This window comes from Pseudomonas sp. R11F, assembly GCF_050312575.1.
In the GTDB taxonomy this organism is placed as follows: Bacteria; Pseudomonadota; Gammaproteobacteria; order Pseudomonadales; family Pseudomonadaceae; genus Aquipseudomonas; species Aquipseudomonas palleroniana.
Map to the genome: position 1 here is coordinate 300,459 of NZ_JBNPJU010000046.1, position 22,548 is coordinate 323,006.

21 protein-coding genes are annotated in these 22,548 nt (G+C 61.7%); 6 read left to right on the forward strand and 15 right to left on the reverse strand.

Going from position 1 to position 22,548, the window contains the following annotated elements:
- Positions 1-17: 17 nt before the first annotated feature.
- From gcvP to arcD (ACQRBV_RS13725), 8 genes are all read right to left on the reverse strand, one after another.
- On the reverse strand, positions 18-2,858 hold the full coding sequence (gene gcvP, locus ACQRBV_RS13690) for an aminomethyl-transferring glycine dehydrogenase (RefSeq protein ID WP_161549374.1): 2,841 nt from the start codon (positions 2,856-2,858) through the stop codon (positions 18-20).
- A 10-nt stretch (positions 2,859-2,868) separates the two neighbouring features.
- Positions 2,869-3,252, reverse strand: coding sequence for a glycine cleavage system protein GcvH (gene gcvH / locus ACQRBV_RS13695; protein ID WP_090368891.1), 384 nt, complete (start codon positions 3,250-3,252; stop codon positions 2,869-2,871).
- 405 nt (positions 3,253-3,657) lie between these two features.
- Positions 3,658-5,166: a sigma-54-dependent transcriptional regulator gene (locus ACQRBV_RS13700; protein WP_104994680.1), complete on the reverse strand. Its 1,509-nt coding sequence runs from the start codon at positions 5,164-5,166 to the stop codon at positions 3,658-3,660.
- A gap of 131 nt (positions 5,167-5,297) precedes the next feature.
- Complete coding sequence (locus ACQRBV_RS13705; protein WP_090368893.1) at positions 5,298-5,660, reverse strand: DUF5064 family protein; 363 nt, start codon at positions 5,658-5,660, stop codon at positions 5,298-5,300.
- 18 nt (positions 5,661-5,678) lie between these two features.
- Positions 5,679-6,608 carry a carbamate kinase gene (arcC, locus tag ACQRBV_RS13710; RefSeq protein ID WP_411984780.1) on the reverse strand — a complete coding sequence of 310 codons (930 nt, stop codon included), beginning with the start codon at positions 6,606-6,608 and terminating at the stop codon, positions 5,679-5,681.
- A 152-nt stretch (positions 6,609-6,760) separates the two neighbouring features.
- Entirely contained in the window at positions 6,761-7,771 is a 1,011-nt protein-coding gene (locus tag ACQRBV_RS13715; RefSeq protein WP_411984779.1) for an ornithine carbamoyltransferase, read from the reverse strand.
- Positions 7,772-7,840: 69 nt separating this feature from the next.
- The gene (gene arcA / locus ACQRBV_RS13720) at positions 7,841-9,097 is read right to left on the reverse strand and encodes an arginine deiminase (protein ID WP_060754166.1); all 1,257 of its coding nucleotides are present in this window, start codon (positions 9,095-9,097) and stop codon (positions 7,841-7,843) included.
- A gap of 40 nt (positions 9,098-9,137) precedes the next feature.
- Positions 9,138-10,565: an arginine-ornithine antiporter gene (gene arcD, locus ACQRBV_RS13725; protein WP_060754165.1), complete on the reverse strand. Its 1,428-nt coding sequence runs from the start codon at positions 10,563-10,565 to the stop codon at positions 9,138-9,140.
- Positions 10,566-10,997: 432 nt separating this feature from the next.
- Here arcD (ACQRBV_RS13725) and arcD (ACQRBV_RS13730) point away from each other — a divergent pair, with 432 nt between their 5' ends.
- Together arcD (ACQRBV_RS13730) and ACQRBV_RS13735 are read left to right on the forward strand one after the other, a co-directional pair.
- Positions 10,998-12,425, forward strand: a complete 1,428-nt coding sequence (gene arcD, locus ACQRBV_RS13730; protein WP_090368899.1) for an arginine-ornithine antiporter — start codon at positions 10,998-11,000, stop codon at positions 12,423-12,425.
- Positions 12,422-13,285 (forward strand): DNA-3-methyladenine glycosylase family protein, encoded by an 864-nt coding sequence (locus ACQRBV_RS13735; RefSeq protein ID WP_411984778.1) that lies wholly within the window; start codon positions 12,422-12,424, stop codon positions 13,283-13,285. The genes arcD (ACQRBV_RS13730) and ACQRBV_RS13735 overlap by 4 nt, the downstream gene beginning before the upstream one ends.
- 102 nt (positions 13,286-13,387) lie before the next feature.
- Here the strand turns inward: ACQRBV_RS13735 and ACQRBV_RS13740 are convergent, their stop codons facing one another.
- The 7 genes from ACQRBV_RS13740 to ACQRBV_RS13770 form a co-directional block, all read right to left on the reverse strand.
- Positions 13,388-14,737, reverse strand: a complete 1,350-nt coding sequence (locus ACQRBV_RS13740; RefSeq protein WP_411984777.1) for a CoA transferase — start codon at positions 14,735-14,737, stop codon at positions 13,388-13,390.
- A gap of 40 nt (positions 14,738-14,777) precedes the next feature.
- A complete protein-coding gene (locus ACQRBV_RS13745) occupies positions 14,778-16,121 on the reverse strand; it encodes a sensor histidine kinase (protein WP_244385174.1) in 1,344 nt (447 codons plus the stop codon).
- Positions 16,122-16,187: 66 nt separating this feature from the next.
- Positions 16,188-16,658 carry an LTXXQ domain protein gene (locus ACQRBV_RS13750; protein ID WP_060754160.1) on the reverse strand — a complete coding sequence of 157 codons (471 nt, stop codon included), beginning with the start codon at positions 16,656-16,658 and terminating at the stop codon, positions 16,188-16,190.
- Positions 16,659-16,840: 182 nt separating this feature from the next.
- Positions 16,841-17,518, reverse strand: a complete 678-nt coding sequence (locus ACQRBV_RS13755; protein WP_090368910.1) for a response regulator transcription factor — start codon at positions 17,516-17,518, stop codon at positions 16,841-16,843.
- 7 nt (positions 17,519-17,525) lie between these two features.
- Positions 17,526-17,933 (reverse strand): hypothetical protein, encoded by a 408-nt coding sequence (locus ACQRBV_RS13760; RefSeq protein ID WP_060754158.1) that lies wholly within the window; start codon positions 17,931-17,933, stop codon positions 17,526-17,528.
- A 106-nt stretch (positions 17,934-18,039) separates the two neighbouring features.
- Positions 18,040-18,339, reverse strand: coding sequence for a YciI family protein (locus ACQRBV_RS13765; RefSeq protein WP_060754157.1), 300 nt, complete (start codon positions 18,337-18,339; stop codon positions 18,040-18,042).
- Position 18,340: 1 nt separating this feature from the next.
- Positions 18,341-18,937, reverse strand: coding sequence for a septation protein A (locus ACQRBV_RS13770; RefSeq protein ID WP_411984776.1), 597 nt, complete (start codon positions 18,935-18,937; stop codon positions 18,341-18,343).
- 87 nt (positions 18,938-19,024) lie between these two features.
- Here ACQRBV_RS13770 and ACQRBV_RS13775 point away from each other — a divergent pair, with 87 nt between their 5' ends.
- From ACQRBV_RS13775 to scpB, 4 genes are all read left to right on the forward strand, one after another.
- Positions 19,025-19,888 carry a PHP domain-containing protein gene (locus tag ACQRBV_RS13775; RefSeq protein WP_060754155.1) on the forward strand — a complete coding sequence of 288 codons (864 nt, stop codon included), beginning with the start codon at positions 19,025-19,027 and terminating at the stop codon, positions 19,886-19,888.
- Positions 19,889-19,901: 13 nt separating this feature from the next.
- Positions 19,902-20,531 carry an L-threonylcarbamoyladenylate synthase gene (locus tag ACQRBV_RS13780; RefSeq protein WP_060754154.1) on the forward strand — a complete coding sequence of 210 codons (630 nt, stop codon included), beginning with the start codon at positions 19,902-19,904 and terminating at the stop codon, positions 20,529-20,531.
- A gap of 120 nt (positions 20,532-20,651) precedes the next feature.
- On the forward strand, positions 20,652-21,350 hold the full coding sequence (locus ACQRBV_RS13785; protein WP_174554055.1) for a segregation and condensation protein A: 699 nt from the start codon (positions 20,652-20,654) through the stop codon (positions 21,348-21,350).
- Positions 21,351-21,362: 12 nt separating this feature from the next.
- Positions 21,363-22,289 (forward strand): SMC-Scp complex subunit ScpB, encoded by a 927-nt coding sequence (scpB, locus tag ACQRBV_RS13790; RefSeq protein ID WP_244385175.1) that lies wholly within the window; start codon positions 21,363-21,365, stop codon positions 22,287-22,289.
- The last annotated feature ends 259 nt before the right edge of the window (positions 22,290-22,548 follow it).

Sequence of the window (22,548 nt, forward strand, 5' to 3'; positions counted from 1 at the left end):
CCGAGTTGACCTTTCGGTTATGCGTAGCTCTCGATCGAAGGGCACGCACACACCAGGTTACGGTCGCCAAACACGTTGTCCACACGACCCACCGGTGGCCAGTACTTGCCTTCGATCAACGACGCCACCGGGTACACCGCTTGTTCACGGCTGTACGGATGCGACCATTCACCCACCAGTTCCGCCGCGGTGTGCGGCGCGTTCTTGAGCGGGTTGTCGTCCTTGTCGAGGGTACCGTTTTCCACCGCGCGGATTTCTTCACGGATGGCGATCATCGCGTTGCAGAAGCGATCCAGTTCTTCCTTGGATTCACTTTCGGTCGGCTCGATCATCAAGGTCCCGGCGACCGGGAACGACATGGTCGGCGCGTGGAAGCCGAAGTCGATCAGGCGCTTGGCCACGTCGTCCACGCTGATGCCGCTGCTGTCTTTCAGCGGGCGCAGATCCAGGATGCATTCGTGCGCGACCAGGCCGTTGCTGCCGGTGTACAGCACTGGGTAGTGCTCTTCCAGGCGACGGGAAATGTAGTTGGCGTTGAGGATCGCCAACTGCGAAGCGCGCTTGAGGCCCGCGCCGCCCATCATGCTGATGTACATCCAGGTGATCGGCAAAATGCTCGCGCTGCCGAACGGCGCCGCGCACACCGCACCTTCCTTGCGTTCCATGGCCGCATGGCCCGGCAGGAATGGCGTCAGGTGGGATTTCACGCCAATTGGGCCAACGCCCGGGCCGCCACCGCCATGGGGGATGCAGAAGGTTTTATGCAGGTTCAGGTGGGACACGTCGCCGCCGAACTTGCCCGGCGCGCACAGCCCGACCATGGCATTCATGTTGGCGCCGTCGATGTACACCTGGCCGCCGTTGTCATGAATGATGCCGCAGATCTCGCGGATGCCTTCTTCGAACACGCCGTGGGTAGACGGGTAGGTGATCATCAGCGCGGCGAGGTGGTCGCGATGCTCGATGGCCTTGGCCCGCAGGTCTTCGATATCCACGTTGCCACGCGCGTCGCACGCGGTGACGACCACGCGCATGCCGGCCATGTTGGCGGTCGCGGGGTTGGTGCCGTGGGCCGACGAGGGGATCAGGCAGATGTCGCGGCGCTCTTCGCCACGGCTTTGGTGATAGGCACGGATGGCCAGCAGGCCAGCGTATTCACCCTGGGAACCGGCGTTCGGTTGCAGCGAAATCGCGTCGTAGCCGGTGGCTGCGCAGAGCATGGCTTCCAGCTCGGACGTCAGTTGCTGGTAGCCGGCGCTTTGTTCGGCCGGGGCGAAGGGGTGCAAGGCACCGAATTCGGCCCAGGTCACCGGGATCATTTCGCTGGCGGCATTGAGCTTCATGGTGCACGAGCCCAGCGGGATCATGGTGCGATCCAGTGCCAGGTCCTTGTCGGCCAGCTTGCGCAGGTAGCGCATCAGCTCGGTTTCCGAGTGATAGCGGTTGAACACCGGGTGGCTGAGGATCGGCGACTGGCGCAGCAGGGCGGCCGGCAGGCTGCTTTCAACGCTGGCGTTGAAGTCCGGCAAGGCTTTGCCGTCGGCGAAGATCGCCCACAGGGTTTCGATATCGGCCTGGGTGGTGGTTTCATCCACCGAGACTCCCAGACGCTCGGCATCCACCACACGCAGGTTGATGCGCTGGGCGCGGGCCTTGTCGTGCAGGGCTGCGGTGTTGGCGCCGGTGTTGAGGGTCAGGGTGTCGAAGAAATTCGCTTGTTCGACCTGTTGGCCCAGGGCGGTCAGGCCCTTGGCCAGGATCGCGGTCAACTGGTGAACGCGCTGCGCGATCTGGGTCAGGCCTTTTGGACCGTGGTACACGGCGTACATGCTGGCGATGTTGGCCAGCAGCACTTGGGCGGTGCAGATGTTGCTGGTGGCCTTTTCGCGGCGGATGTGTTGCTCGCGGGTTTGCATGGCCAGGCGCAGGGCCGGCTTGCCGAAACGGTCCACGGACACGCCGACCAGACGCCCCGGCATATCGCGCTTGAACGCATCCTTGGTGGAGAAGTACGCCGCGTGCGGGCCACCAAAGCCCAGGGGGACGCCGAAGCGCTGTGCGCTGCCGATCGCCACGTCTGCGCCGAACTCACCCGGTGGGGTCAGCAGCGTCAGGGCCAGCAGGTCAGCCGCCACGGCCACCAGGGCGTTGGCGGCGTGGAAACGCTCGGTCAGCTCACGGTAGTCGAACACGTCACCGTTACTGGCCGGGTATTGCAGCAGGGCGCCGAAGAACGGGCTGACGTCGGTCAGTTCGCGCTCATCGCCCACCACCACGTCAATGCCCAGCGGCTCGGCACGCGTACGCAGGACGTCGAGGGTTTGTGGATGGCTGTGCACCGAGGCAAAGAAGGCATTGCTGCCCTTGTTCTTGCTCAGGCGCTTGCAGAAGGTCATGGCTTCGGCGGCAGCGGTGGCTTCGTCGAGCAGGGAAGCGTTGGCGATCGGCAGGCCGGTGAGGTCGCTGATCAAGGTCTGGAAGTTCAGCAGTGCTTCCAGGCGGCCTTGGGAAATTTCCGGCTGGTAGGGGGTGTAGGCGGTGTACCAGGCCGGGTTTTCCAGAAGGTTGCGCAGGATCGGCGAGGGGGTGTGGCAGTTGTAGTAACCCTGGCCGATGTAGGTCTTGAACAGCTGGTTCTTGCCGGCGATGGCCTTGATCTTGGCCAGGGCCTCGGCCTCGCTCAGGCCATCTTCCAGGCCGAGCACGCTGGTGCCCTTGATGCTTTCCGGGATTACGCTGGCGCTCAGGGCTTCCAGGGAATCGAAACCCAAGCTGGCGAGCATTTGCTGCTCATCCGCCTGGCGCGGGCCGATGTGGCGGGCAATGAATTCGTTGGCGGTGCTGAGATTGATCGTCATGGCGGGCTCCTCAAGCGTCAGCGTTGGCTTTGATCAGGCGGTCGTACGCATCCTGATCCAACAGCTTAGCCAGTGCACCGGCATCAGCCGGTTTGAAGCGGAAGAACCAGCCTTCGCCCATCGGGTCTTCGTTGACCAGTTCCGGGCTGTCGCTCAAGGCTTCGTTCACTGCCAGCACTTCGCCGGTCAGCGGCATGTACACACCGCTGGCGGCTTTTACCGATTCCACGGTGGACGCTTCGGCACCCTTGTCGTAGCTCTGCAACTCCGGCAGTTGCACGAAAACCACGTCACCCAGCGCATTCTGCGCAAAAGCGGTGATACCCACGGTGACGCTGCCGTCAGCTTCGGCGCGCAGCCATTCGTGATCTTCAGTGAAACGCAACTCGCTCATGGAAACTCCTCAGGGCCAGATTCGTCTGGTGGACGGGATTGGAATAATGGGGAGTTGCTTAGCAATATTGCGGCCAATCTTATAAAACCGTTATAAATCAGTCTGTTAAGAAAACTGGTTATAGGGTTATGCGTTTTGGCTGTAGCGATTTCGCTACAGCGCGACCTGCGAAAAAAAGCCTATGCGGATCAAAGCCTTGCATGGCGCGCAAAAAACAGGGTTGTAGCGATATCGTTACGCTGTAGCGCTTTCAGTACAGCCGATGTCGTTCCTGGACCTAATTTGCAGTGCGCTCACCTGTGGGAGGGGGCTTGCTCCCGATAGCGGTGTATCAGCCAACACATGAGGTGTCTGATTTGCCGCCATCGGGAGCAAGCCCCCTCCCACAATTGGATCGCTGTTCAGTCAGGGTTTGTTGGGGATGCCGTATTTACGCAGGCGATGGGCGATGGCCGTGTGGGAGGTTTGCAGGCGGCTCGCCAGTTGGCGGGTCGAGGGGTAGCTGGTGTAGAGCGTCTCCAGCAGGTTGCGCTCGAAGTCTTCCACGGCCTGTTCCAGGCTGTCGACTTCGCCGTCGCTCTGGCGTGCTACCGACGTGCCGGCGATGTCCAGGTCGCCGATGTCCACCAGGCTGCTTTCGCAGATGGCGGCGGCGCGGAAGATCACGTTTTGCAGTTGGCGCACATTGCCCGGCCAGCGGTTGCCGAGCAGCGCCGGGTAGGTGCCGGGCGCCAGGCGGCACACCGGGCGCTGGATCTGCGCGCAAGCCTGCTGCATGAAATAGCGGGCGAGCAGCAGGATGTCCTGGCCGCGTTCGCGCAATGGCGGCACTTCGACGTTGAGCACATTGAGTCGATAAAACAGGTCTTCGCGAAAGGTGCCTTCGCTGACCATCTTCTCCAGGTCACGGTGGGTGGCGCTGAGGATGCGCACGTTGACCCGCACTTCACGGTCGCCGCCCACACGACGGAAACTGCCATCGTTGAGAAACCGCAGCAACTTGGCCTGCAAATACGGCGACATCTCGCCGATCTCATCCAGGAACACCGTGCCCTGGTTGGCCAGTTCCATCAGCCCCGGCTTGCCGCCGCGCTGGGCACCGGTGAAGGCGCCCGGGGCGTAGCCGAACAACTCACTCTCGGCGAGGTTCTCCGGCAATGCCGCGCAGTTCAGGGCCAAAAACGGCGCACTGTGTCGCGCACTGCTCGCATGGCAGGCCCGCGCCACCAACTCTTTGCCGGTGCCGGTTTCGCCCTGGATCAACAGCGGTGCATCCAGGGCGGCCACCCGCTGCGCGCGCGCCTTGAGGGTGCGGATCACCGCAGACTCGCCCAGCAGCGCATCAAAACCTTCGGCATGGTCGTGGTGCAAGGCCGACAGCTGTTCACCGATGCGGTTGGGTGGGTAGAGGGTCAGCAGGGCGCCGGCGTCGGTGATCGGCGTAGCGTCCAGCAGCAGGGTCTGGCCGTTGACGCTGATCTCGCGCAAGGGCAAACGAAAGCCCTGTTCCAGCAAGGTCTCCAGCAGTGCCGGGTCGTTGAACAGCTCGCTGATGCTTTCCCCGGCGGGTTCGCGACCATACAAGGCGATCAGTGCCGGGTTGGCCAGCAGGATCTTGCCGGCACTGTCCAGGGCCAATACCGGGTCGGTCATGGCGGCCAGCAGGGCGTCGAGCTGCAGGTGGCGACGCTGGCCCGGGAGGATGTCCACCACCGTCACCGCTTGCACCCCCTGCACGCTGAACAGCGCATCGCGCAGCTCTTCCAGCACCTCGGCGCTGAGGGTCGGTGCGTCGATGTAGACGTTGGGCGGTACCATTTCCACCGCATCCAGGTTGAGATTGCGCCCACCGAGCAGGGCCAGGACTTCCTGGGTAATGCCGACGCGGTCGATGAAGCTGACGTGGATACGCATGGGGTGGTGTTGGGTTCTGTGATGCGGAAGGTGGCCAGTATGCCTTGCAGACGATCGAGTTCAAACTGTGGGAGGGCGCTCTTGTAGTGAGCGGGGCAAGCCCGCTCACTACAAGAGCTTGGTCGTGGCGGTCAGGCCAGGTGCTCTGGTTTGACCGGATCGCCGGACTTCACATCCAACTGATGCCGTACATCCTCGAACATCAAGTCGTATTGCTTGTGCATCGAGCCATTGAGTACGGCGATCTTCGGCATCCCGTACTTTTGCGCAATGTTCATCGCATGGCGCGCAAAGTCGAAAGCCTGGTCCTTGGGCAGGTAGAACTCTTCCTTGAGTTCCTTGCCCTGCACCGAACCGTGCAGCTTGAACAGCATTCCTTTGCCTTCCTTTGGATCCTGGCTGACTTCATAGTCGATGCACAGGTTGTAGCTGTAGTCATCCTTGTTGAGTGCGTGACGTTCAACGTGCAAGTGACCGGGTTCAAAGGTAGCCATAGGCGTCTCTCCTCTACTTCACTGATAGGTGATGCCAGGTTTTGCCGTGCTGATGCGTGTACCGGCGTGGCCCTGGACAATGGCTTCGATGTCCGAGAGTGAACCGATGACTGCGGTTTTGCCAGTTCGGCGGGCGAACTCGCAGGCCGCCTGGACCTTGGGGCCCATGGAGCCGGCGGCGAAGCCGAGTTTTTCGATGTCGTCCGGATGGGCCTGGACGATCGCTTTCTGGGTCGGCTTGCCGTAATCGATAAAGGCAGCGTTGACGTCGGTGGCGATCACCAGCAAATCGGCGTCCAGTTGCGAGGCCAGCAGCGAGGAACACAGGTCTTTGTCGATCACTGCCTCAATGCCGCGCAGCTTGCCGTCTTCGCCGTACATCGTCGGGATACCGCCGCCGCCGGCGCAGATCACGATGCTGCTTTTTTCCAGCAGCCACTTGATCGGGCGGATTTCGAAGATACGTTTGGGGCGTGGGCTGGCGACCACACGACGATACTTGTCGCCGTCCGGAGCAATGGCCCAGCCTTTTTCGGCCGCCAGTTTTTCGGCTTCGGCCTTGGAGTACACCGGGCCGATGGGTTTGCTCGGGTTCTGGAAGGCCGGGTCCTTGGCGTCGACTTCCACCTGGGTGAGCAGGGTGGCGAACGGCACTTCGAAGTCCAGCAGGTTGCCCAGTTCCTGTTCGATGATGTAGCCGATCATGCCTTCGGTCTCGGCACCCAACACGTCCAGCGGGTACGGTGAAACCTGGGTGTAGGCCGCCGCCTGCAACGACAGCAGGCCAACCTGCGGGCCATTGCCGTGGGCGATCACCAGCTCGTTGCCGGGGTGGATCTTGGCGATCTGTTCGGTGGCGATTCGGATATTGGCGCGTTGATTGTCCGCTGTCATGGGTTCGCCACGGCGGAGCAGGGCGTTACCGCCCAGTGCAACGACGATACGCATACAAAAGTCCCTCTGTAATTCTGCGTTGTGAACACAGTGTGGGAGGGGGCTTGCTCCCGATAGCGGTGTGTCATTCAGCAAGTTTGTTAACTGACCCACCGCCATCGGGAGCAAGCCCCCTCCCACAGTTTTATCCGTGTTCCTTCAATGGTTTACAAATCAGCCAGGGTCGAGACCAGGATCGCCTTGATGGTGTGCATGCGGTTCTCCGCCTGTTCGAAGGCGATGCAGGCTGGCGATTCGAACACGTCATCGGTCACTTCAATGCCGTTGGCCAGGTGCGGGTACTGCTCGGCGATCTGCTTGCCGACCTTGGTATCGCTGTTATGGAACGCCGGCAGGCAGTGCATGAACTTGGTGCGCGGGTTGCCGGTGGCTTTCATCAATTCGCTGTTGACCTGGTACGGCAGCAATTGCTCGATACGCTCTGCCCAGGCTTCCACGGGCTCGCCCATGGATACCCATACGTCGGTGTGGATGAAGTCCACGCCTTTGACCGCAGCTTTCGGGTCATCGGTGAGGGTGATGCGTGCGCCGCTTTCTTGCGCGTATTGCTTGCAGCGGCCCACCAGGTCGTCGTGAGGCCACAGAGCCTTGGGCGCGCAGATGCGTACGTCCATGCCCAGCTTGGCGCCCACCAGCAACAGCGAATTGCCCATGTTGTTGCGTGCGTCACCCAGGTAGGTGTAGCTGATCTCGTGGATGGGCTTGTCAGCGTGTTCACGCATGGTCAGCACGTCAGCGATCATCTGGGTGGGGTGGTATTCATCGGTCAGGCCGTTGAACACCGGCACGCCGGCGAACTTGGCCAGCTCCTCGACGATTTCCTGCTTGAAACCGCGGTATTCAATGGCGTCGTACATGCGCCCGAGCACGCGGGCGGTGTCCTTCATGCTCTCTTTGTGGCCGATCTGCGAGGAGTTCGGGTCGATGTAGGTGACATTGGCGCCCTGGTCATAGGCTGCCACTTCGAAAGCGCAGCGGGTGCGTGTCGAGGTTTTTTCGAAGATCAGCGCAATGTTGTTGCCTTTCAAGTGCTGCTGTTCGGTGCCGGTGTACTTGGCGCGCTTGAGGTCGCGGGACAGGTCCAGCAGGTAGCGCAGCTCGCGCGGGGTGTGGTGTTCCAGGCTGAGCAGGTTACGGTTGTGGATGTTGAACGCCATGATGATTCTCCTTGGATTCGGTAATCGGCCCGGTCGGCTTCGGGTGGACGCCGCCGGGAAGATGGTCGTTTAGTAGTCGATAGGGTCGCGGATGATCGGGCAGGTCATGCAGTGGCCGCCGCCACGGCCACGGCCCAGTTCACCGGCGCTGATGGTGATGACTTCCACACCGGCCTTGCGCAGCAGGGTGTTGGTGGAGGTGTTGCGGTCGTAGCCGATCACGACGCCCGGCTCCAGGGCGACGACGTTGTTGCCGTCGTCCCACTGCTCGCGTTCGGCGGCGAAGCTGTTGCCACCGGTTTCCACCACGCGCAGGGCCTTGAGGCCAAGGGCGGCGGCGACGGTGTCGAGGAAGTTGGTTTTCTCCCGGTGAATATCGATACCGTGGGGCTTGCTCTCGTCAGGGCGCAGGGTGAAGGGCACGATCTGGTTGACCACTTCGGGGAAGATGGTGACCAGGTCGCGGTCGCAGAAGCTGAACACGGTGTCCAGGTGCATCGCCGCACGGGATTTCGGCAGGCCGGCAACGATCACTTTCTCCACCGCCTTGTTCTTGAACAGGTTGCGCGCCAGTTGGCCGATCGCCTGGTGGGACGAACGCTCGCCCATGCCGATCAACACCACGCCGTTGCCGATAGGCATCACGTCGCCGCCTTCCAGGGTGGAGGCACCGTGCTCCTGGTCGGGGTCGCCGTACCAGATCTGGAAGTCCGCGTTGGTGAATTCAGGGTGGAATTTGTAGATGGCGGTGGTCAGCAGCGTCTCTTGGCGTCGCGCCGGCCAGTACATGGGGTTCAGCGTCACACCGCCGTAGATCCAGCAGGTGGTGTCGCGGGTGAACTGGGTGTTGGGCAGCGGCGGCAGGATGAAGCTCGAATGCCCGAGGAAGTCGCGGAACATCTCGAGGGTCCTGCCACCGAAGCTGCTCGGCAGGTCATCGGCCGACACTCCGCCAATCAGGAATTCGCTGATCTTGCGCGGCTCAAGGCTGCGCAGCCACGAGCCGACTTCATCGACCAGGCCCAGGCCCACGGTATTGGCGGTGATCTTGCGTTCCAGGATCCAATCCAGGGCTTCAGGGATCGCGACGATATCGGTGAGCAGGTTGTGCATTTCCAGCACATCAACGTCCCGCTCGCGCATTTTGGTGACGAAATCAAAATGGTCGCGCTTGGCCTGGGCGACCCACAGTACGTCATCAAACAGCAGTTCATCGCAGTTGTTGGGGGTCAGCCGCTGGTGGGCCAAGCCTGGGGAGCACACCATGACTTTGCGCAGTTTGCCGGCTTCGGAATGTACGCCGTACTTCACTTTTTCGGTGGTCATTACAGATCCTCCAGTAGAAACACTTCTTTTGGATAAAGCGCTATAGGGTCAGGAAGCCGTCGTAGAGGCCGTAGGCCGCCAGCAGGGCGCCTATGACCACAGCGGCGAAAATCAGCTTCTCGACGTTGGTGAAAATCGGTTTGCCCAGTTCATGCTTGGCCTTGGCGAACAGGATCGCGCCGGGGGCGTAGAGCAGGGCGGAGAGCAACAGATATTTGGTGCCGCCGGCGTAGAGCAGCCAGATCGCGTAGATCAGGGCGATGGCGCCGATGCACAGGTCTTTCCTGCGTTCGCGCAGGGCGTTTTCGTAGGTCTCGCCGCGTACCGCCAGCAACAGGGCGTAGGCCGCCGACCACAGGTAAGGCACCAGGATCATCGAGGTGGCGAGGTAGATCAGCGACAGGTAGGTGCTGGCGGAAAACAGCGTGATCACCAGGAACAGCTGCACCATCGCGTTGGTCAACCACAGCGCGTTGACCGGCACGTGGTTGGCGTTTTCGCGGCGCAAAAACTCCGGCATGGTGTGGTCCTTGGCCGCGGCGAACATGATCTCCGCACACAGCAGCACCCACGACAGCAATGCTCCCAGCAGCGAGATGATCAAGCCGACGCTGATCAGTATCGCGCCCCAGTGGCCCACCACATGTTCCAGCACGGCGGCCATCGACGGGTTCTGCAGCTTGGCCAGTTCCGGCTGGGTCATGATCCCCAGGGACAGCACGTTCACCAGCATCAAGAACAGCAGCACGGTGATAAAGCCGATCACGGTGGCCTTGCCCACGTCACTGCGCTTTTGCGCACGGGACGAGAAGATGCTCGCGCCTTCGATGCCGATGAACACCCACACGGTGACCAGCATCATGTTGCGCACCTGGTTCGCCACGCTGCCCAGGTCGGGGTTTTTCACGCCCCAGATGTCAGCGGTGAAGATCTCCAGCTTGAACGCGAACAGGGCGATCAACACGAACAGCAGCAGCGGCACCACCTTGGCGACGGTAGTCACCAGGTTGATGAACGCCGCTTCCTTGATGCCACGCAGCACCAGGAAATGCACGGCCCACAGCAGCACCGAGGCGCCGATCACGGCCGCCGGCGTGTTGCCCTCGCCGAAGATCGGGAAGAAGTAACCGAGGGTACTGAACAGCAAGACGAAGTAGCCAACGTTGCCCAGCCAGGCGCTGATCCAATAGCCCCACGCCGATGAGAAGCCCATGTAGTCGCCGAACCCGGCTTTGGCGTAGGCATACACCCCGCCGTCGAGGTCGGGCTTGCGATTGGCCAGGGTCTGAAACACAAATGCGAGGGTCAGCATGCCGATGGCGGTGATGAACCAGCCAATCAATACGGCGCCGACGTCGGCGCTGGCGGCCATGTTTTGCGGCAAAGAAAAGATCCCGCCGCCAATCATCGAACCCACGACAAGTGCAACCAGTGCACCCAGCCTAAGTTTTCCGGGAGTTTCAGACATTGCATGACTCCAATGCAGGAGAAGAGAGACCACAGAATAATTCTGTGCGCTAATCAAACAGCTGACTCAGATCACTTCATTGGCACATTCCATTGTGAATTAATGACTTAGGGTGGCGATTCGCGGGCGATGAAAATCCTCGGAGAAACGCTTTCTAGAGCGCTCTCTTCTTTGTGCTTAATCAGTGGGCAGCGGTATGGATGTTTTAAACTAGTCTGTATTCTCGATTGTGCAAACTTTTGACAGAAAGATGGCGATAGGCCATAGATTGCAGTATTTAAATTCTAAATAAACCCGAATCGGATTAGTTGAAATGCCGCTACGTTATGAGTAAGTAAGTTTTATCGCGGTTTCTAATAAACGTTGCGCTCGCCGAGTCAATGAGCGAAGTGCACAGTTTTCAGCTCAAGTTGTTGTTCATCAGGAGTGTTCATGTCCCAATCGCCGCAGAAACTGCGACTCAGTGCCCTGATTGCCTTGGTGGTGGGATCGATGATTGGCGGCGGGATCTTTTCTCTGCCGCAAAACATGGCTGCCCGCGCCGAGGTGGGTGCCGTATTGATTGGTTGGGCCATCACCGCCGTCGGCATGCTGACCCTCGCGTTCGTGTTCCAGACCCTGGCCAATCGCAAGCCCGAGCTGGATTCCGGAGTGTATGCCTATGCCAAGGCCGGGTTTGGCGACTACATGGGCTTCTCATCGGCGTGGGGCTATTGGATCAGTGCCTGGATGGGCAACGTCGGCTACTTCGTCTTGCTGTTCAGCACCCTCGGCTACTTTTTTCCGGTGTTCGGCCAGGGGAATACGCCGGTCGCCATCGGCTGTGCGTCGCTGTTGCTGTGGGCGGTGCATTTTCTGGTACTGCGCGGGATCAAGGAGGCGGCGTTCATCAACCAGATCACTACCGTGGCGAAGATCGTGCCGCTGCTGATGTTTATCGTGATCGCCGCCGTGGCGTTCAAGGCGGATATCTTCACCCGGGATATCTGGGGCCTGGGCAACCCGAAGATCGGCAGCGTGGTCGACCAGGTGCGCCACATGATGCTGGTCACCGTGTTTGTGTTTATCGGCATCGAGGGGGCCAGCGTGTATTCGGCGCGGGCCGAGAAACGCGTGGATGTGGGGCGCGCCACGGTGATCGGCTTTCTTGGCGTGCTGGCGCTGTTGGTGCTGGTGAATGTGTTGTCCCTGGGCATCATGAGCCGGCCGGAGTTGGCACAATTGCAAAACCCGTCCCTGGCCGGCGTGCTGGAACATATCGTTGGCCCGTGGGGCGCGATGCTGATCAGCCTCGGCCTGGCGGTGTCATTGCTGGGAGCCTTGCTCTCGTGGGCGTTGCTCTGCGCCGAGATCCTCTACTCCACGGCGCAGGACAAGACCATGCCGGCCTTCCTGAAAAAGGAAAACGCCAACCAGGTGCCGGTCAACGCCTTGTGGCTGACCAACGTGATGATCCAGGCTTTTCTGGTGGTGACGCTGTTTTCCCAAAGCACCTACACCACCCTGATTTACCTCGCGTCTTCGATGATTCTGGTGCCCTATCTCTGGTCGGCGGCCTATGCCGTGTTGCTGAGTGGGCGCGGCGAAACCTATGAAGGCGCCCAGCGCCGACGCCGGCAGGATTTACTGGTCGGGCTGATCGCCCTCGGTTATGCCCTCTGGCTGCTCTACGCCGCGGGCCTGAAATACCTGTTGTTGTCAGCACTGCTTTACGCACCGGGGGTGATTCTGTTCGCCCAGGCCAAGCGCGAACAGGGCCGCCCCTTGTTCACGCTGATGGAAAAAGGCATTTTCAGCGGCGTGATCGCCGGCGCAGGCCTGGCGGCGTATGGCTTGTACCGCGGGGTGTTGTCGTTGTGAGACTGGTGTATCAGCCGCCCTATGATTGGGCGGCGATGGTGGATTTTCTGACGATGCGTGCAATTACCGGCCTGGAAACCCTGGTCGACGGCGTGTATCGGCGCAGCATCAGTGTGAATGGGCGGTTGGGTTGGATCTGTGTGGCGCCGGGGTCGGGCGATTGGCTCGAGGTTGAGGTGGCGTTTCCCGACGCGCAGGCCCTGCCCGAGATCGAGCGACGCTTGAGGGCGATGTTTGATCTGGATGCCCAGCCCGAGTTGATCGGCGCGCAATTGGCTGCCGATCCGCTGATGGCCGCATTGGTCGCCGCTCGCCCGGGGCTTCGGGTTCCAGGCACTTGGGATGGGCTGGAGCTGGCGATTCGCGCGGTGCTGGGGCAGCAGATCACAGTGGTTGCGGCTATCCGCCTGGCAGGCAAGTTGGTGGCGCACTATGGGCAGCCGCTGCAAACACCGCACCCGGGCATCACCCATGCGTTCCCCACGGCCCAGGTCCTCGCCGCAGCGGACCTGGCGAGCCTGGGCATGCCCAAGGCGCGGGGACGGACCTTGTCGGGAGTGGCCCAGGCGTGGCTGGACGATCCGCAAGTATTCGAGCCCAAGGCCACTCTCAAGGAAGGCGTGGCGCGGTTGGTGGCCTTGCCGGGCATCGGCGACTGGACCGCGCACTACATCGCCATGCGTCAGATGCGCGAGCCGGATGCGTTTGCCTCCGGCGATGTCGGCTTGATCAATGCGTTGGCAGCGTTAGAGGGCGGGCCGGTTTCGGCGCGACAATTGCTGGCCCGAGCCGAGGCATGGCGGCCTTTGAGGGCCTATGCGGCGCAGCATTTGTGGACGTCGCTGAACCGGGGGGATTGATTGTGGCAGTACTGGCCTCATCGGGAGCAAGCCCCTTCCCACACTTGATTTGCAATGCAGTCGAGTGTGGGAGGGGGCTTGCTCCCGATAGCAGTCTTAAGGTCACCACTGCGGTCGATGCGAACCCAGTTCCCCAGCCGGCAACTCCCACTGCAATGGCGTCCCGCTGATGCTCAACGGCGCCAGCAACCGGTGCGCCGGGCCCCAGGCCGTCGGTTCCACCACCAAGCCTTGATCATCCGGCCCTTCAGCGCGTAGCGCCGGTTGCGCGGGCACTTGCCCGGCGTCCACCAGCAACTTCGCCGTGCGGGCCAATGACAACCGCGCCGAACCGCCACGCCCGGTTTTCAAGCGCTCACTCAAGGCTTGAATCGCACCGGCCGCCAGCAGATACCCGGTAGCATGATCCAGCGCCTGTACCGGTAGCGGCACCGGTTTGTCCGCCTGTTGCCAGGCCATGCCGGCTTCGGCAATCCCGCTGCTCATCTGCACCAGGCTGTCGAAACCCCGCCGATTGCGCCACGGCCCGCTCCAGCCGTAAGCGTTGAGACTCGCGTCGATCAGGCCGGGGGCGAGTCGTTGCAGTTCCTCGGCGTTGTAGCCCAGGTGCTCCAGGGCGTCGGCGCGATAGCCGTGGAACAGGATGTCCGCGTCTTTGAGCAGCGTCTCGAAGATCTGCCGGCCTTCGGCGCTTTTCAGGTCCAGACGGGCGCAGCGTTTGCCCAGGGTCATCTCCGGCACCACGCCGGGTTCGTTCCAGCTGGGTGAATCGATACGCAGCACATCGGCGCCGAGGCCAGCCAGGAAGCGGCTGGCCACGGGGCCGGCCAAAACCCGGGTGAGGTCCAGCACCTTGATCCCCGCCAGTGGGCGCGCGACGGAGCCGAGCCAGGGTTGTTCAGTCACCGTGTCGAAGGTACGTCGCTGTACCAACGCCTCGGCATTCACCGCCAACCCTTGGGGATGGGTTTGCCAGGCCTGCCAGCTACGCATCTGCGCGGCGCAACCGCCCGCATCGACGATCGCCTGCTCCAGGTCTGCGGCGTTCCAGGTTGCCACTTTGCCGGCCATGTCGGTTCGGTCGGTGACTTTGCCCAGTATGCTTTCGGCGGCCGCGCGGTGATGGGGTGCGTTGGTGTGTAAACGAATCCAGCCATCGGCACTGGCATAGTCACCGGCTACCGGGTCCCACAGCGGCGGTACCTGCCAGCCAACCGGGCGAATCGACGACGAGAACCAGAAGGACGCCAGACGCTGGTCCACCGTGACCGCAGGCAAGCGCCCGGTCTGTTGCTGGACCAGTTGCGCGACGGCCTGGCCGGCGGCGCCGATGCTGGCAACGGCCAGTTCGGTGACGGCGAAGGTCGAGGGCAGGGCACCGGCCGAGGTTCTGGCCAGTGGGGTCGGCGGTAAATCGAGTGCGGCTTGGATGGGTGTCAGCAAGTCAATCATCAAAGGCCCTCCGTAAGAGAAGGGCCACTATAGAAGATCATCACACCGGCGTGACAACCCCAGGTTGCAACGGCAGGTCGATACTGGCGATAAAACCGCCGTCGGGATGGTTGCTCAGGAGCAGGCTGCCGCCATGGCGTTCGGCGGCGCGGCGCGCAATGGCCAGGCCAAGACCGTGGCCCTGGGCGGTCTGGCCGGGGGCGCGGTAAAACGGTTCGCCCAGCTGGCTCAGGTGCTCGGCTTCGACGCCGGGGCCATGGTCACGCACGCTGATCAGAATGCGCTCACCCTGGCGTTGGGCTTGCAACTCGATAGGCTGCCCCGGTGGGTTGAAGCGTTGGGCATTGCGCAACAGGTTATCCACCGCCCGTTCGATCATGGTCGGCCAGCCTTTGAGGTGCAGGTCGGCGTCGGCGTTCAGCGCGACTACCTGCTCCGGTGCACCGAGCTGGGCGTCCTTTTGCAGGGTTTTGAGCAGCGGGACCAGGTCCATTTCTTCGGCACTCGCGTTGTCGGCATCGACGCGGGCAAGCACCAGGATTTCGCTGATCAGTGCTTCCAGGCGGTCGCATTCGCGGGTCAGGCGCGGCCACAGGCGCTCGCGCTCTTCGGGGCTGGCGCGTTCGGCCAGGGCCAGGGCGATGCGCAGGCGGGCCAACGGTGAACGCAGTTCGTGGGACACATCGCGCAGCAACTGGCGTTGGCTGCCGATCAGGCTTTGCAGGCGTGCGCCCATGCGGTTGAAGTCGTTGGCCAGTACGCCGAACTCATCGCGGCGGTTGGCCAGTTTCGCCAGGCTGTTCTGCTGGTAGGTGGTCTGGCCAAGATCGTGCACAGCCCCGCGCAGACGGCTGAGCGGGCGGGTGATGGACAACGTCACCAGCAGGCTGAACAGGGTCAGCACCACCAGGGCAATCGCCAAGGCGCTCAGCGGCCACATCAGGCTGCCCCGATGCCAGGCGTCCAGTTCCGGGTGGGGGATGCGGTAGATCAGCAGGTAAGTGTCACCGGTTTTTTCGCTGGTGTACTCGGCGGTCAGGCGCCGCCACGGCAGGTGGCCGTCCTTGCTGTCGTTCTGTCTGGCTTCGAAAGCGGCGGCGCGGCGCGGGAAGGTGCCGCGCACCACCGGATCGCCGCTTTCGTTCAGCACTTGCACATCGATGTGGTACTGGCGTTTGCGCTGCTGCAGCAAGTCCTGCGCGGCGTCTTCGCCCTGGGCCTCATAGAGCTGGGTCCATTCCTGCGCCAGATTGTTGAGGCCGGGGTGGCGGCTGAGAATCCAGGCATCTTGATTAAGCATGTGCCCAAGCAGGATCGATAACCCGGCAACCAAGGCGATGGCCAGCCAGAAACTTGCCAGGATCCGCCAGAACAATGAGCGCACAGGAAACCCTCAAACAGGAAAAGCCCAGCGGGTGCGCCGCTGGGCTGGGGAAGTAAAGCTAGAGCATTATTGCGCTTTTTGCGGCTGTTGGGCTTTCCAGGCTTGGAATTCCTTCCATTCGGCACGGCGCTCGGCTTGTTTCTTGACGATCTCGTCGAATTTCTTCTGCTGATCGGGTTTCAGCACGGCGCGGATGTCGGCCTGGGTTTTCAGCTTGCCCGCCTCGATTTCATCCTGCATGGCTTTCTGGTCGGCGGCCGGGAGTTTGTCCAGGTACTTTTTGACCAAGTCTTTGCGAGCGTGCCATTGCTCACCCATCAACTTACCGATTTGCTGGCGTTGTTCCTTGCTCAGGTCCAGCTCGCGGAATGGGCCGCCTCTGCCGCGGGGACCGTGTTCACCGCCGTGGCCCGGGCCACCCATCATATGACCTTCAGGGCCGCCCATCGGGCCTGGGCCTGGGCCTTCCGGCATGGCGGCCATGGCAACGGTCGGCAGGGCAGCGGCGAACATCAGAGCGATAAGGGTCTTGCGCATGGTGATTCTCCTGTCTCTATTCCGGTGAGTCCGGATGTGGGTAGATTAAGGAGATCAAGGTCAGGCGCCGTCAGGAGAGGGTAAAGGTTTGGTAAGGGAGAGGCGCAGCTGCAAGTTGTCAGCTGCAAGCGGCAAGTCAGCGCTTTTCACTTGCCGCTTGCAGCTTGCCACTTAGAACTGCCTTAAAGGCTGTAATAATAACCGCGGCTACGCAGTGCCACGATCCGTGGCCGACCGTCCGGGTGCGGGCCGATCTTCTTGCGCAGGTTGCTGACGTGCATATCCAGGCTGCGGTCGTAGAGCGTCAGCTTGCGGCCCAGTGCGATCTGCGCCAGTTCCTGCTTGTCCAGCGGTTCGCCGGGCTGGCGCAGCAAGGCTTCCAGCAGACGGCTTTCGGAGACGGTGAGAGAGAATTCCTGTTCATCGATGCTGACCACGCCGCGCACCGGGCTGAAGCACAGGTCACCCAGTTCCATCTGCGTGGATACGGCCGCAGGGTGGCTGCGGCGCAGCACGGCGCGCAGGCGGGCGGTGAGTTCCCGAGGGTCGCAGGGTTTGGCCAGGTAATCGTCGGCGCCCAGTTCCAGGCCGAGGATACGGTCCAGCGGTTCGCCACGGGCCGAAAGCATCAGTACCGGTAGCTCCGGATGGTCGGTGCGCAATTGCTTGAGCAATTCCAGGCCGCTGCCGTCGGGCAGCATCACGTCAAGCACCACCGCCGCCGGGGCGGCGTCGGCCAAGGCTTTGCGGGCGCTCAAGCCATCGTGGCAGGCGCGTACGTGAAAGCCTTCCTGGCTCAGCCAACTGCTCAGCAGCTCACAGAGCTCCTGGTCATCATCTATCAGTAACAGCTCGCTCATGACTTACTCAATTTAGCCATTGTCGACGGCGACGGTGCCCACCGCTGGCGAAGATCCCGCACAGCAAGGCGATCAGCGCGACGGCCGCACCCGTGACGAACCACTGTTGTTGTTCGGTCAGCCAGCGCGTCAAGGCGCCACCCTGTGTTTCTTTGAGTTGCTGGGCCAGGCGTTGGTTCTCCTGGCGCAAGCGATTCAGTTGGGCGCTTTCGCGGGCGGCATCCGCGCTTTGCAGTTGTTTGCTCAGTTCTTCCCGTTGTCGTTCGCTTTCTTGCAAGCGTTGCTGCAACTCGGTGATCTGGCTGCCGGCACTCAAGGACAGGGGCGTGGAACTGCCGGTGCTCGAGGTTTCTTCAGCGTGGGCCGTAGCCCCGATCGTTAACACTGCCAACAGACACAACTGACGTAAGCGCATCGGAACTCCTGATTCCACACGAATATTCAGAACGTTGTCGGCAGGTTACCGGGAATAATGAGCCATTAGGAGTACGCCGAACCGATTAGGTTCGACGCTCTTTGCATTACGGCAGGACTTGCTTGAACGGCTTGATCAGCACATCGGCGTAGACGCCGGCCGCGACATACGGATCGGCCTTCGCCCACGCCTGGGCATCGGCCAGGGACGCAAACTCGGCGACGATCAGGCTGCCAATGAAGCCGGCCGCGCCCGGGTCGTTGCTGTCGACCGCAGGGTGCGGGCCTGCCAGCACCAGGCGGCCTTCGGCTTGCAGCACATGCAGGCGCTCCACGTGGGCTGGGCGCACACTCAGGCGTTTTTCCAGGGAGTTGGCGACGTCGGTGGCAATGATTGCGTAGAGCATGTCAGTCCTCGGTTTTCGGCGTGGTAGGGTCGGTGTCATGCAGGTGACGGGACAGGTAGATACCCTGGCCGACCAGGAACAGCACGGTCATGGCCAGGCTGCCGAACACCTTGAAGTCCACCCAATAGTCCTGGAAGGTAAAGGCCACGAACAGGTTGGCGGCGCCGCAGAACAGGAAAAACACGATCCAGGCCACGTTCAGGCGTGTCCAGACCGGCTCCGGCAGGGTCAGTGCATGGCCCATGATCCGCTTGATCAACAGGCGGTCGCCGACGTAGTGGCTGCCGATGAACGCCAGGGCGAACAGCCAGTTCACCGCCGGGGCTTTCCACTTGAGGAAGGTTTCGCTGTGGAAGGCCAGGGTCAGGCTGCCGAAGACCAGGCAGGCGACCAGGGTCAGCCATTGGCTTTTTTCCAGTTTGCGCTGGGAAATGAAGATCGCGCCGTAGACCACCACGGAGCTGATGATCAGCACGGCAGTGGCGCTGTAGATGCCTCCGACGGTCAGCTCGTGGCCCGCTAGATCGATGACCCTGGGGTCGAGTTTGTAAACGATGAAAAACAGCAACAGCGGGATGAAGTCGATGAATTGTTTCACAGTAAGAGCCAGAAGCTGGATGTGGCGGCATAATAACAAACATCCTTGGTAGCGAAAGCGCCAGCTGACTTGAGGTTACACAGTCCCGTGAATGTTGATTTGCACTGCCACAGCACAGCCTCCGACGGCGCCCTGGCGCCCGCGGCACTGGTTGCGCGAGCGTTTGAAAAAGGCGTGCGAGTCTTGTCGTTGACCGACCACGACACCCTCGAGGGGCTGGATGAAGCCCGCGCAGCTGCTCATGCCCTGGGCATGCAACTGGTCAACGGTGTGGAATTGTCCTGCACCTGGGGCGGCGCCACTATTCATGTGCTGGGCTACGGTTTCGACCAGGCAGCCCCGCCATTGGTGAAAGCCATCGCCCAATTGCACGACGGCCGCTGGCTGCGGTCCGAAGAAATAAGCCGCAAACTCAGCCTCAAAGGCATGCCCAATGCCCTCGACGGTGCCCGCGCCATCCAGCAGGAGCTGGGTGACAGCGGCAACGCGCCGGCCCGGCCGCATTTTGCCGACTGGATGGTGCGTGAAGGGTTTGTCAAAGACCGTGCCGAGGCCTTCCGCAAATGGCTGGGCGCCGGCAAGCTGGGCGATGTGAAGCTGCATTGGCCGACCCTGGAAGACACCGTCGAGACATTGCGCGCCTCCGGTGCCTGGGTCAGCCTGGCGCACCCCTGGCATTACGATTTCACCCGCAGCAAGCGCCGCAAGCTGATTGGCGACTATATTGGAGCGGGTGGCCACGCAATCGAAGTGGTCAATGGGCATCAGCCCGCCGAACAAGTCGGCAGCCTGGCGATCCTTGCCCGCGAATTTGGTCTGCTGGTCAGCGCCGGCAGTGATTTTCATGGCCCAGGCGGCTGGTCCGAGATCGGCGAGTATCGCCAAGTCCCGGAAGACCTGCCGCTCCTGTGGGGGCGATTCAAGCATGACCCCATTACTGCCACCGTCTGAACAGGTAGAACACGTGAGCCAATTCTTCCAGATTCATCCGGAAAACCCGCAAGCGCGCCTGATAAAACAGGCCGTGGAGATCATTCGCGCCGGCGGTGTGGTGATCTACCCCACGGACTCGTCCTACGCCATCGGTTGCCAGATCGGTGACAAAAGTGCGGTCGAGCGGGTCAGACGCCTGCGGGATCTGGACAAGAACCACAACTTTGCACTGATCTGCAGCGACCTGTCCCAACTGGGGCTGTTCGCCAAGGTCGACACCGGCACTTTCCGCCTGCTCAAGGCACACACGCCGGGGCCCTACACCTTTATCCTCAACGCCACCCGCGAAGTGCCGCGCCTGTTGCTGCACCCGAAAAAACGCACCATCGGCCTGCGGGTGCCGGAGCATCCGATTGCCCTGGCGCTGTTGGCTGAGCTGGGCGAGCCATTGATGAGTGTGTCGCTGATCCTGCCGGGTGAAGAAGAGCCCTTGTATGACCCCTACGAGATGCGCCGTTTGCTGGAAAAACATGTCGACCTGATCATCGACGGCGGCTACGGCGGCAACAAGGCCTCCACCGTGATCAACCTGGCCGACGGCGAGCCCGAAGTGGTCCGCGTGGGCTGTGGCGACCCGGCGCCGTTCATGGTCGAGGCCTGAATGTCAGTCGTGGAAACCGTTGACCCCCAGGCGGGCGCCCAGCAGGAACTGCCGTTCGCCATGGTGTATGGCCAGGCGGTCATGGAAATGCCGCTGGACCTGTACATCCCGCCGGACGCCTTGGAAGTCTTTCTTGAAGCCTTCGAAGGCCCGCTCGACTTGCTGCTGTACCTGATCCGCAAGCAGAACATCAACATCCTCGATATTCCGGTGGCGGAAATCACCCGCCAATACATGGGCTATGTCGAGCTGATGCAGTCGGTGCGCCTGGAACTGGCCGCCGAATACCTGGTGATGGCGGCCATGCTCGCCGAGATCAAGTCGCGCATGCTGTTGCCGCGCTCGGAGACGGTGGAGGCCGAAGAGGACGACCCGCGTGCCGAGCTGATCCGCCGTCTGCAAGAGTACGAACGCTTCAAGGCCGCCGCCGAAGGCATTGATGGCTTGAGCCGGGTCGGTCGTGATGTGGTGGTCCCCAAGCTGGATGCCCCGCAGGCACGGGCGCGCAAGCTGTTGCCGGACGTGAGTCTGGAAGAGCTATTGATGTCCATGGCCGAGGTCCTGCGCCGTGGCGACATGTTTGAAAGCCATCAGGTCAGTCGCGAGGCGCTGTCGACGCGCGAACGCATGAGCGATGTGCTTGAACGTCTGAAAGGCGGTGGTTTTGTGCCCTTTGTCGAACTGTTCACCGCTGAAGAAGGGCGCCTGGGAGTCGTGGTGACCTTTATGGCGATCCTCGAACTGGTCAAGGAATCGTTGGTCGAGCTGGTCCAGAATGAGCCTTTTGCGGCTATCCACGTGCGGGCGCGAGCCGAATAAAGAGCTGAATCGATGAATCTGACTGAACCCCGCGAACTGGCGCCGTTGCTGGAAGCTTTTCTCCTGGCCTCGGGCAAGCCGCAATCCCTGGAGCGCCTGTTCGAACTGTTTGAAGAAGCCGAGCGCCCCGAGCCGCCGGTGTTCAAGAAGGCGCTGGAGATTCTGCGCAAGTCCTGCGAGGGCCGTGCCTTTGAGCTGCTGGAAGTGGCTTCGGGTTATCGCCTGCAGATCCGTGAGAAATTTTCCCCATGGGTCGGCCGCTTGTGGGAGGAACGCCCGCAGCGGTATTCGCGGGCTATGCTGGAGACCATGGCGCTGATCGCCTATCGCCAGCCGATCACGCGGGGCGAGATCGAGGATGTGCGGGGCGTGGCGGTCAACAGCCATATCGTCAAGACGTTGCTTGAGCGCGAGTGGATTCGCATCGTCGGTTACCGGGACGTACCCGGTAAGCCGGCGATGTTCGCGACCACCAAGATGTTTCTCGACCACTTCAACCTGAAAAATCTCGACGACTTGCCGCCCTTGGCCGAACTGCGCGAGATGGAGGCCGAGCCGGTGCTCGACTTCGACGATGCCCCGGTTCCCCCCGGCCTGCAGGAGTTGGCGGACGCCACGGCCGAGCCGGAAGAGCCGAAGGACGAAACCAGTTTCCATACGTTGTTGCTGGAACTGGACGACATGGAACAGGGCATCAAGACGGACTTCGACGATTTGCTGCGCGAGGATACTGTGCAGGCGCAACCCCAGGAACAGGTTGAGCCAGAGCTAGAACCAGAGCCAGAGTCAGAGGAAGACATCCTCGGCGTTGCCCAGGCCCGGGAAAAGCTCCTGGCCGCCGTCGCTGCCCTCGAACAACCGCCGCTGAGCGACGAAGAGGACGAAGCCCGAGCCCTGGCCGAAGCCATCGAGGCCGAGCGACGCCAGTTCGAAGACTGACTCAAGGACCTTATGTGAGAGGGGGCTTGCTCCCGATAGCGGTGGCTCAGTCAAGGAGATTGAGACTGACACATCGCAATCGGGAGCAAGCCCCCTCCCACAATCCTCACCGGTCGGCGGAAAAGTGAATGACTTGGCGCTAATCGACTACTCTGTGGTGCGCAACACGCGCCATGCGCGTATGATTCGCGACCCTTTGCCGACCTATTCGGCCAAAGCCCCGCTTTCAACACTCTTCAGGCCACGCCTGAATCGACCC

Excerpts from the sequence above, each read along its gene's own strand:
- gcvP (WP_161549374.1), bottom strand. The coding sequence starts at position 2,858 with ATGACGATCAATCTCAGCACCGCCAACGAATTCATTGCCCGCCACATC.
- gcvH (WP_090368891.1), bottom strand. The coding sequence starts at position 3,252 with ATGAGCGAGTTGCGTTTCACTGAAGATCACGAATGGCTGCGCGCCGAA.
- ACQRBV_RS13700 (WP_104994680.1), bottom strand. The coding sequence starts at position 5,166 with ATGCGTATCCACGTCAGCTTCATCGACCGCGTCGGCATTACCCAGGAA.
- ACQRBV_RS13705 (WP_090368893.1), bottom strand. The coding sequence starts at position 5,660 with ATGGCTACCTTTGAACCCGGTCACTTGCACGTTGAACGTCACGCACTC.
- arcC (WP_411984780.1), bottom strand. The coding sequence starts at position 6,608 with ATGCGTATCGTCGTTGCACTGGGCGGTAACGCCCTGCTCCGCCGTGGC.
- ACQRBV_RS13715 (WP_411984779.1), bottom strand. The coding sequence starts at position 7,771 with ATGGCGTTCAACATCCACAACCGTAACCTGCTCAGCCTGGAACACCAC.
- arcA (WP_060754166.1), bottom strand. The coding sequence starts at position 9,097 with ATGACCACCGAAAAAGTGAAGTACGGCGTACATTCCGAAGCCGGCAAA.
- arcD (WP_060754165.1), bottom strand. The coding sequence starts at position 10,565 with ATGTCTGAAACTCCCGGAAAACTTAGGCTGGGTGCACTGGTTGCACTT.
- arcD (WP_090368899.1), top strand. The coding sequence starts at position 10,998 with ATGTCCCAATCGCCGCAGAAACTGCGACTCAGTGCCCTGATTGCCTTG.
- ACQRBV_RS13740 (WP_411984777.1), bottom strand. The coding sequence starts at position 14,737 with ATGATTGACTTGCTGACACCCATCCAAGCCGCACTCGATTTACCGCCG.
- ACQRBV_RS13750 (WP_060754160.1), bottom strand. The coding sequence starts at position 16,658 with ATGCGCAAGACCCTTATCGCTCTGATGTTCGCCGCTGCCCTGCCGACC.
- ACQRBV_RS13755 (WP_090368910.1), bottom strand. The coding sequence starts at position 17,518 with ATGAGCGAGCTGTTACTGATAGATGATGACCAGGAGCTCTGTGAGCTG.
- ACQRBV_RS13760 (WP_060754158.1), bottom strand. The coding sequence starts at position 17,933 with ATGCGCTTACGTCAGTTGTGTCTGTTGGCAGTGTTAACGATCGGGGCT.
- ACQRBV_RS13765 (WP_060754157.1), bottom strand. The coding sequence starts at position 18,339 with ATGCTCTACGCAATCATTGCCACCGACGTCGCCAACTCCCTGGAAAAA.
- scpB (WP_244385175.1), top strand. The coding sequence starts at position 21,363 with ATGAATCTGACTGAACCCCGCGAACTGGCGCCGTTGCTGGAAGCTTTT.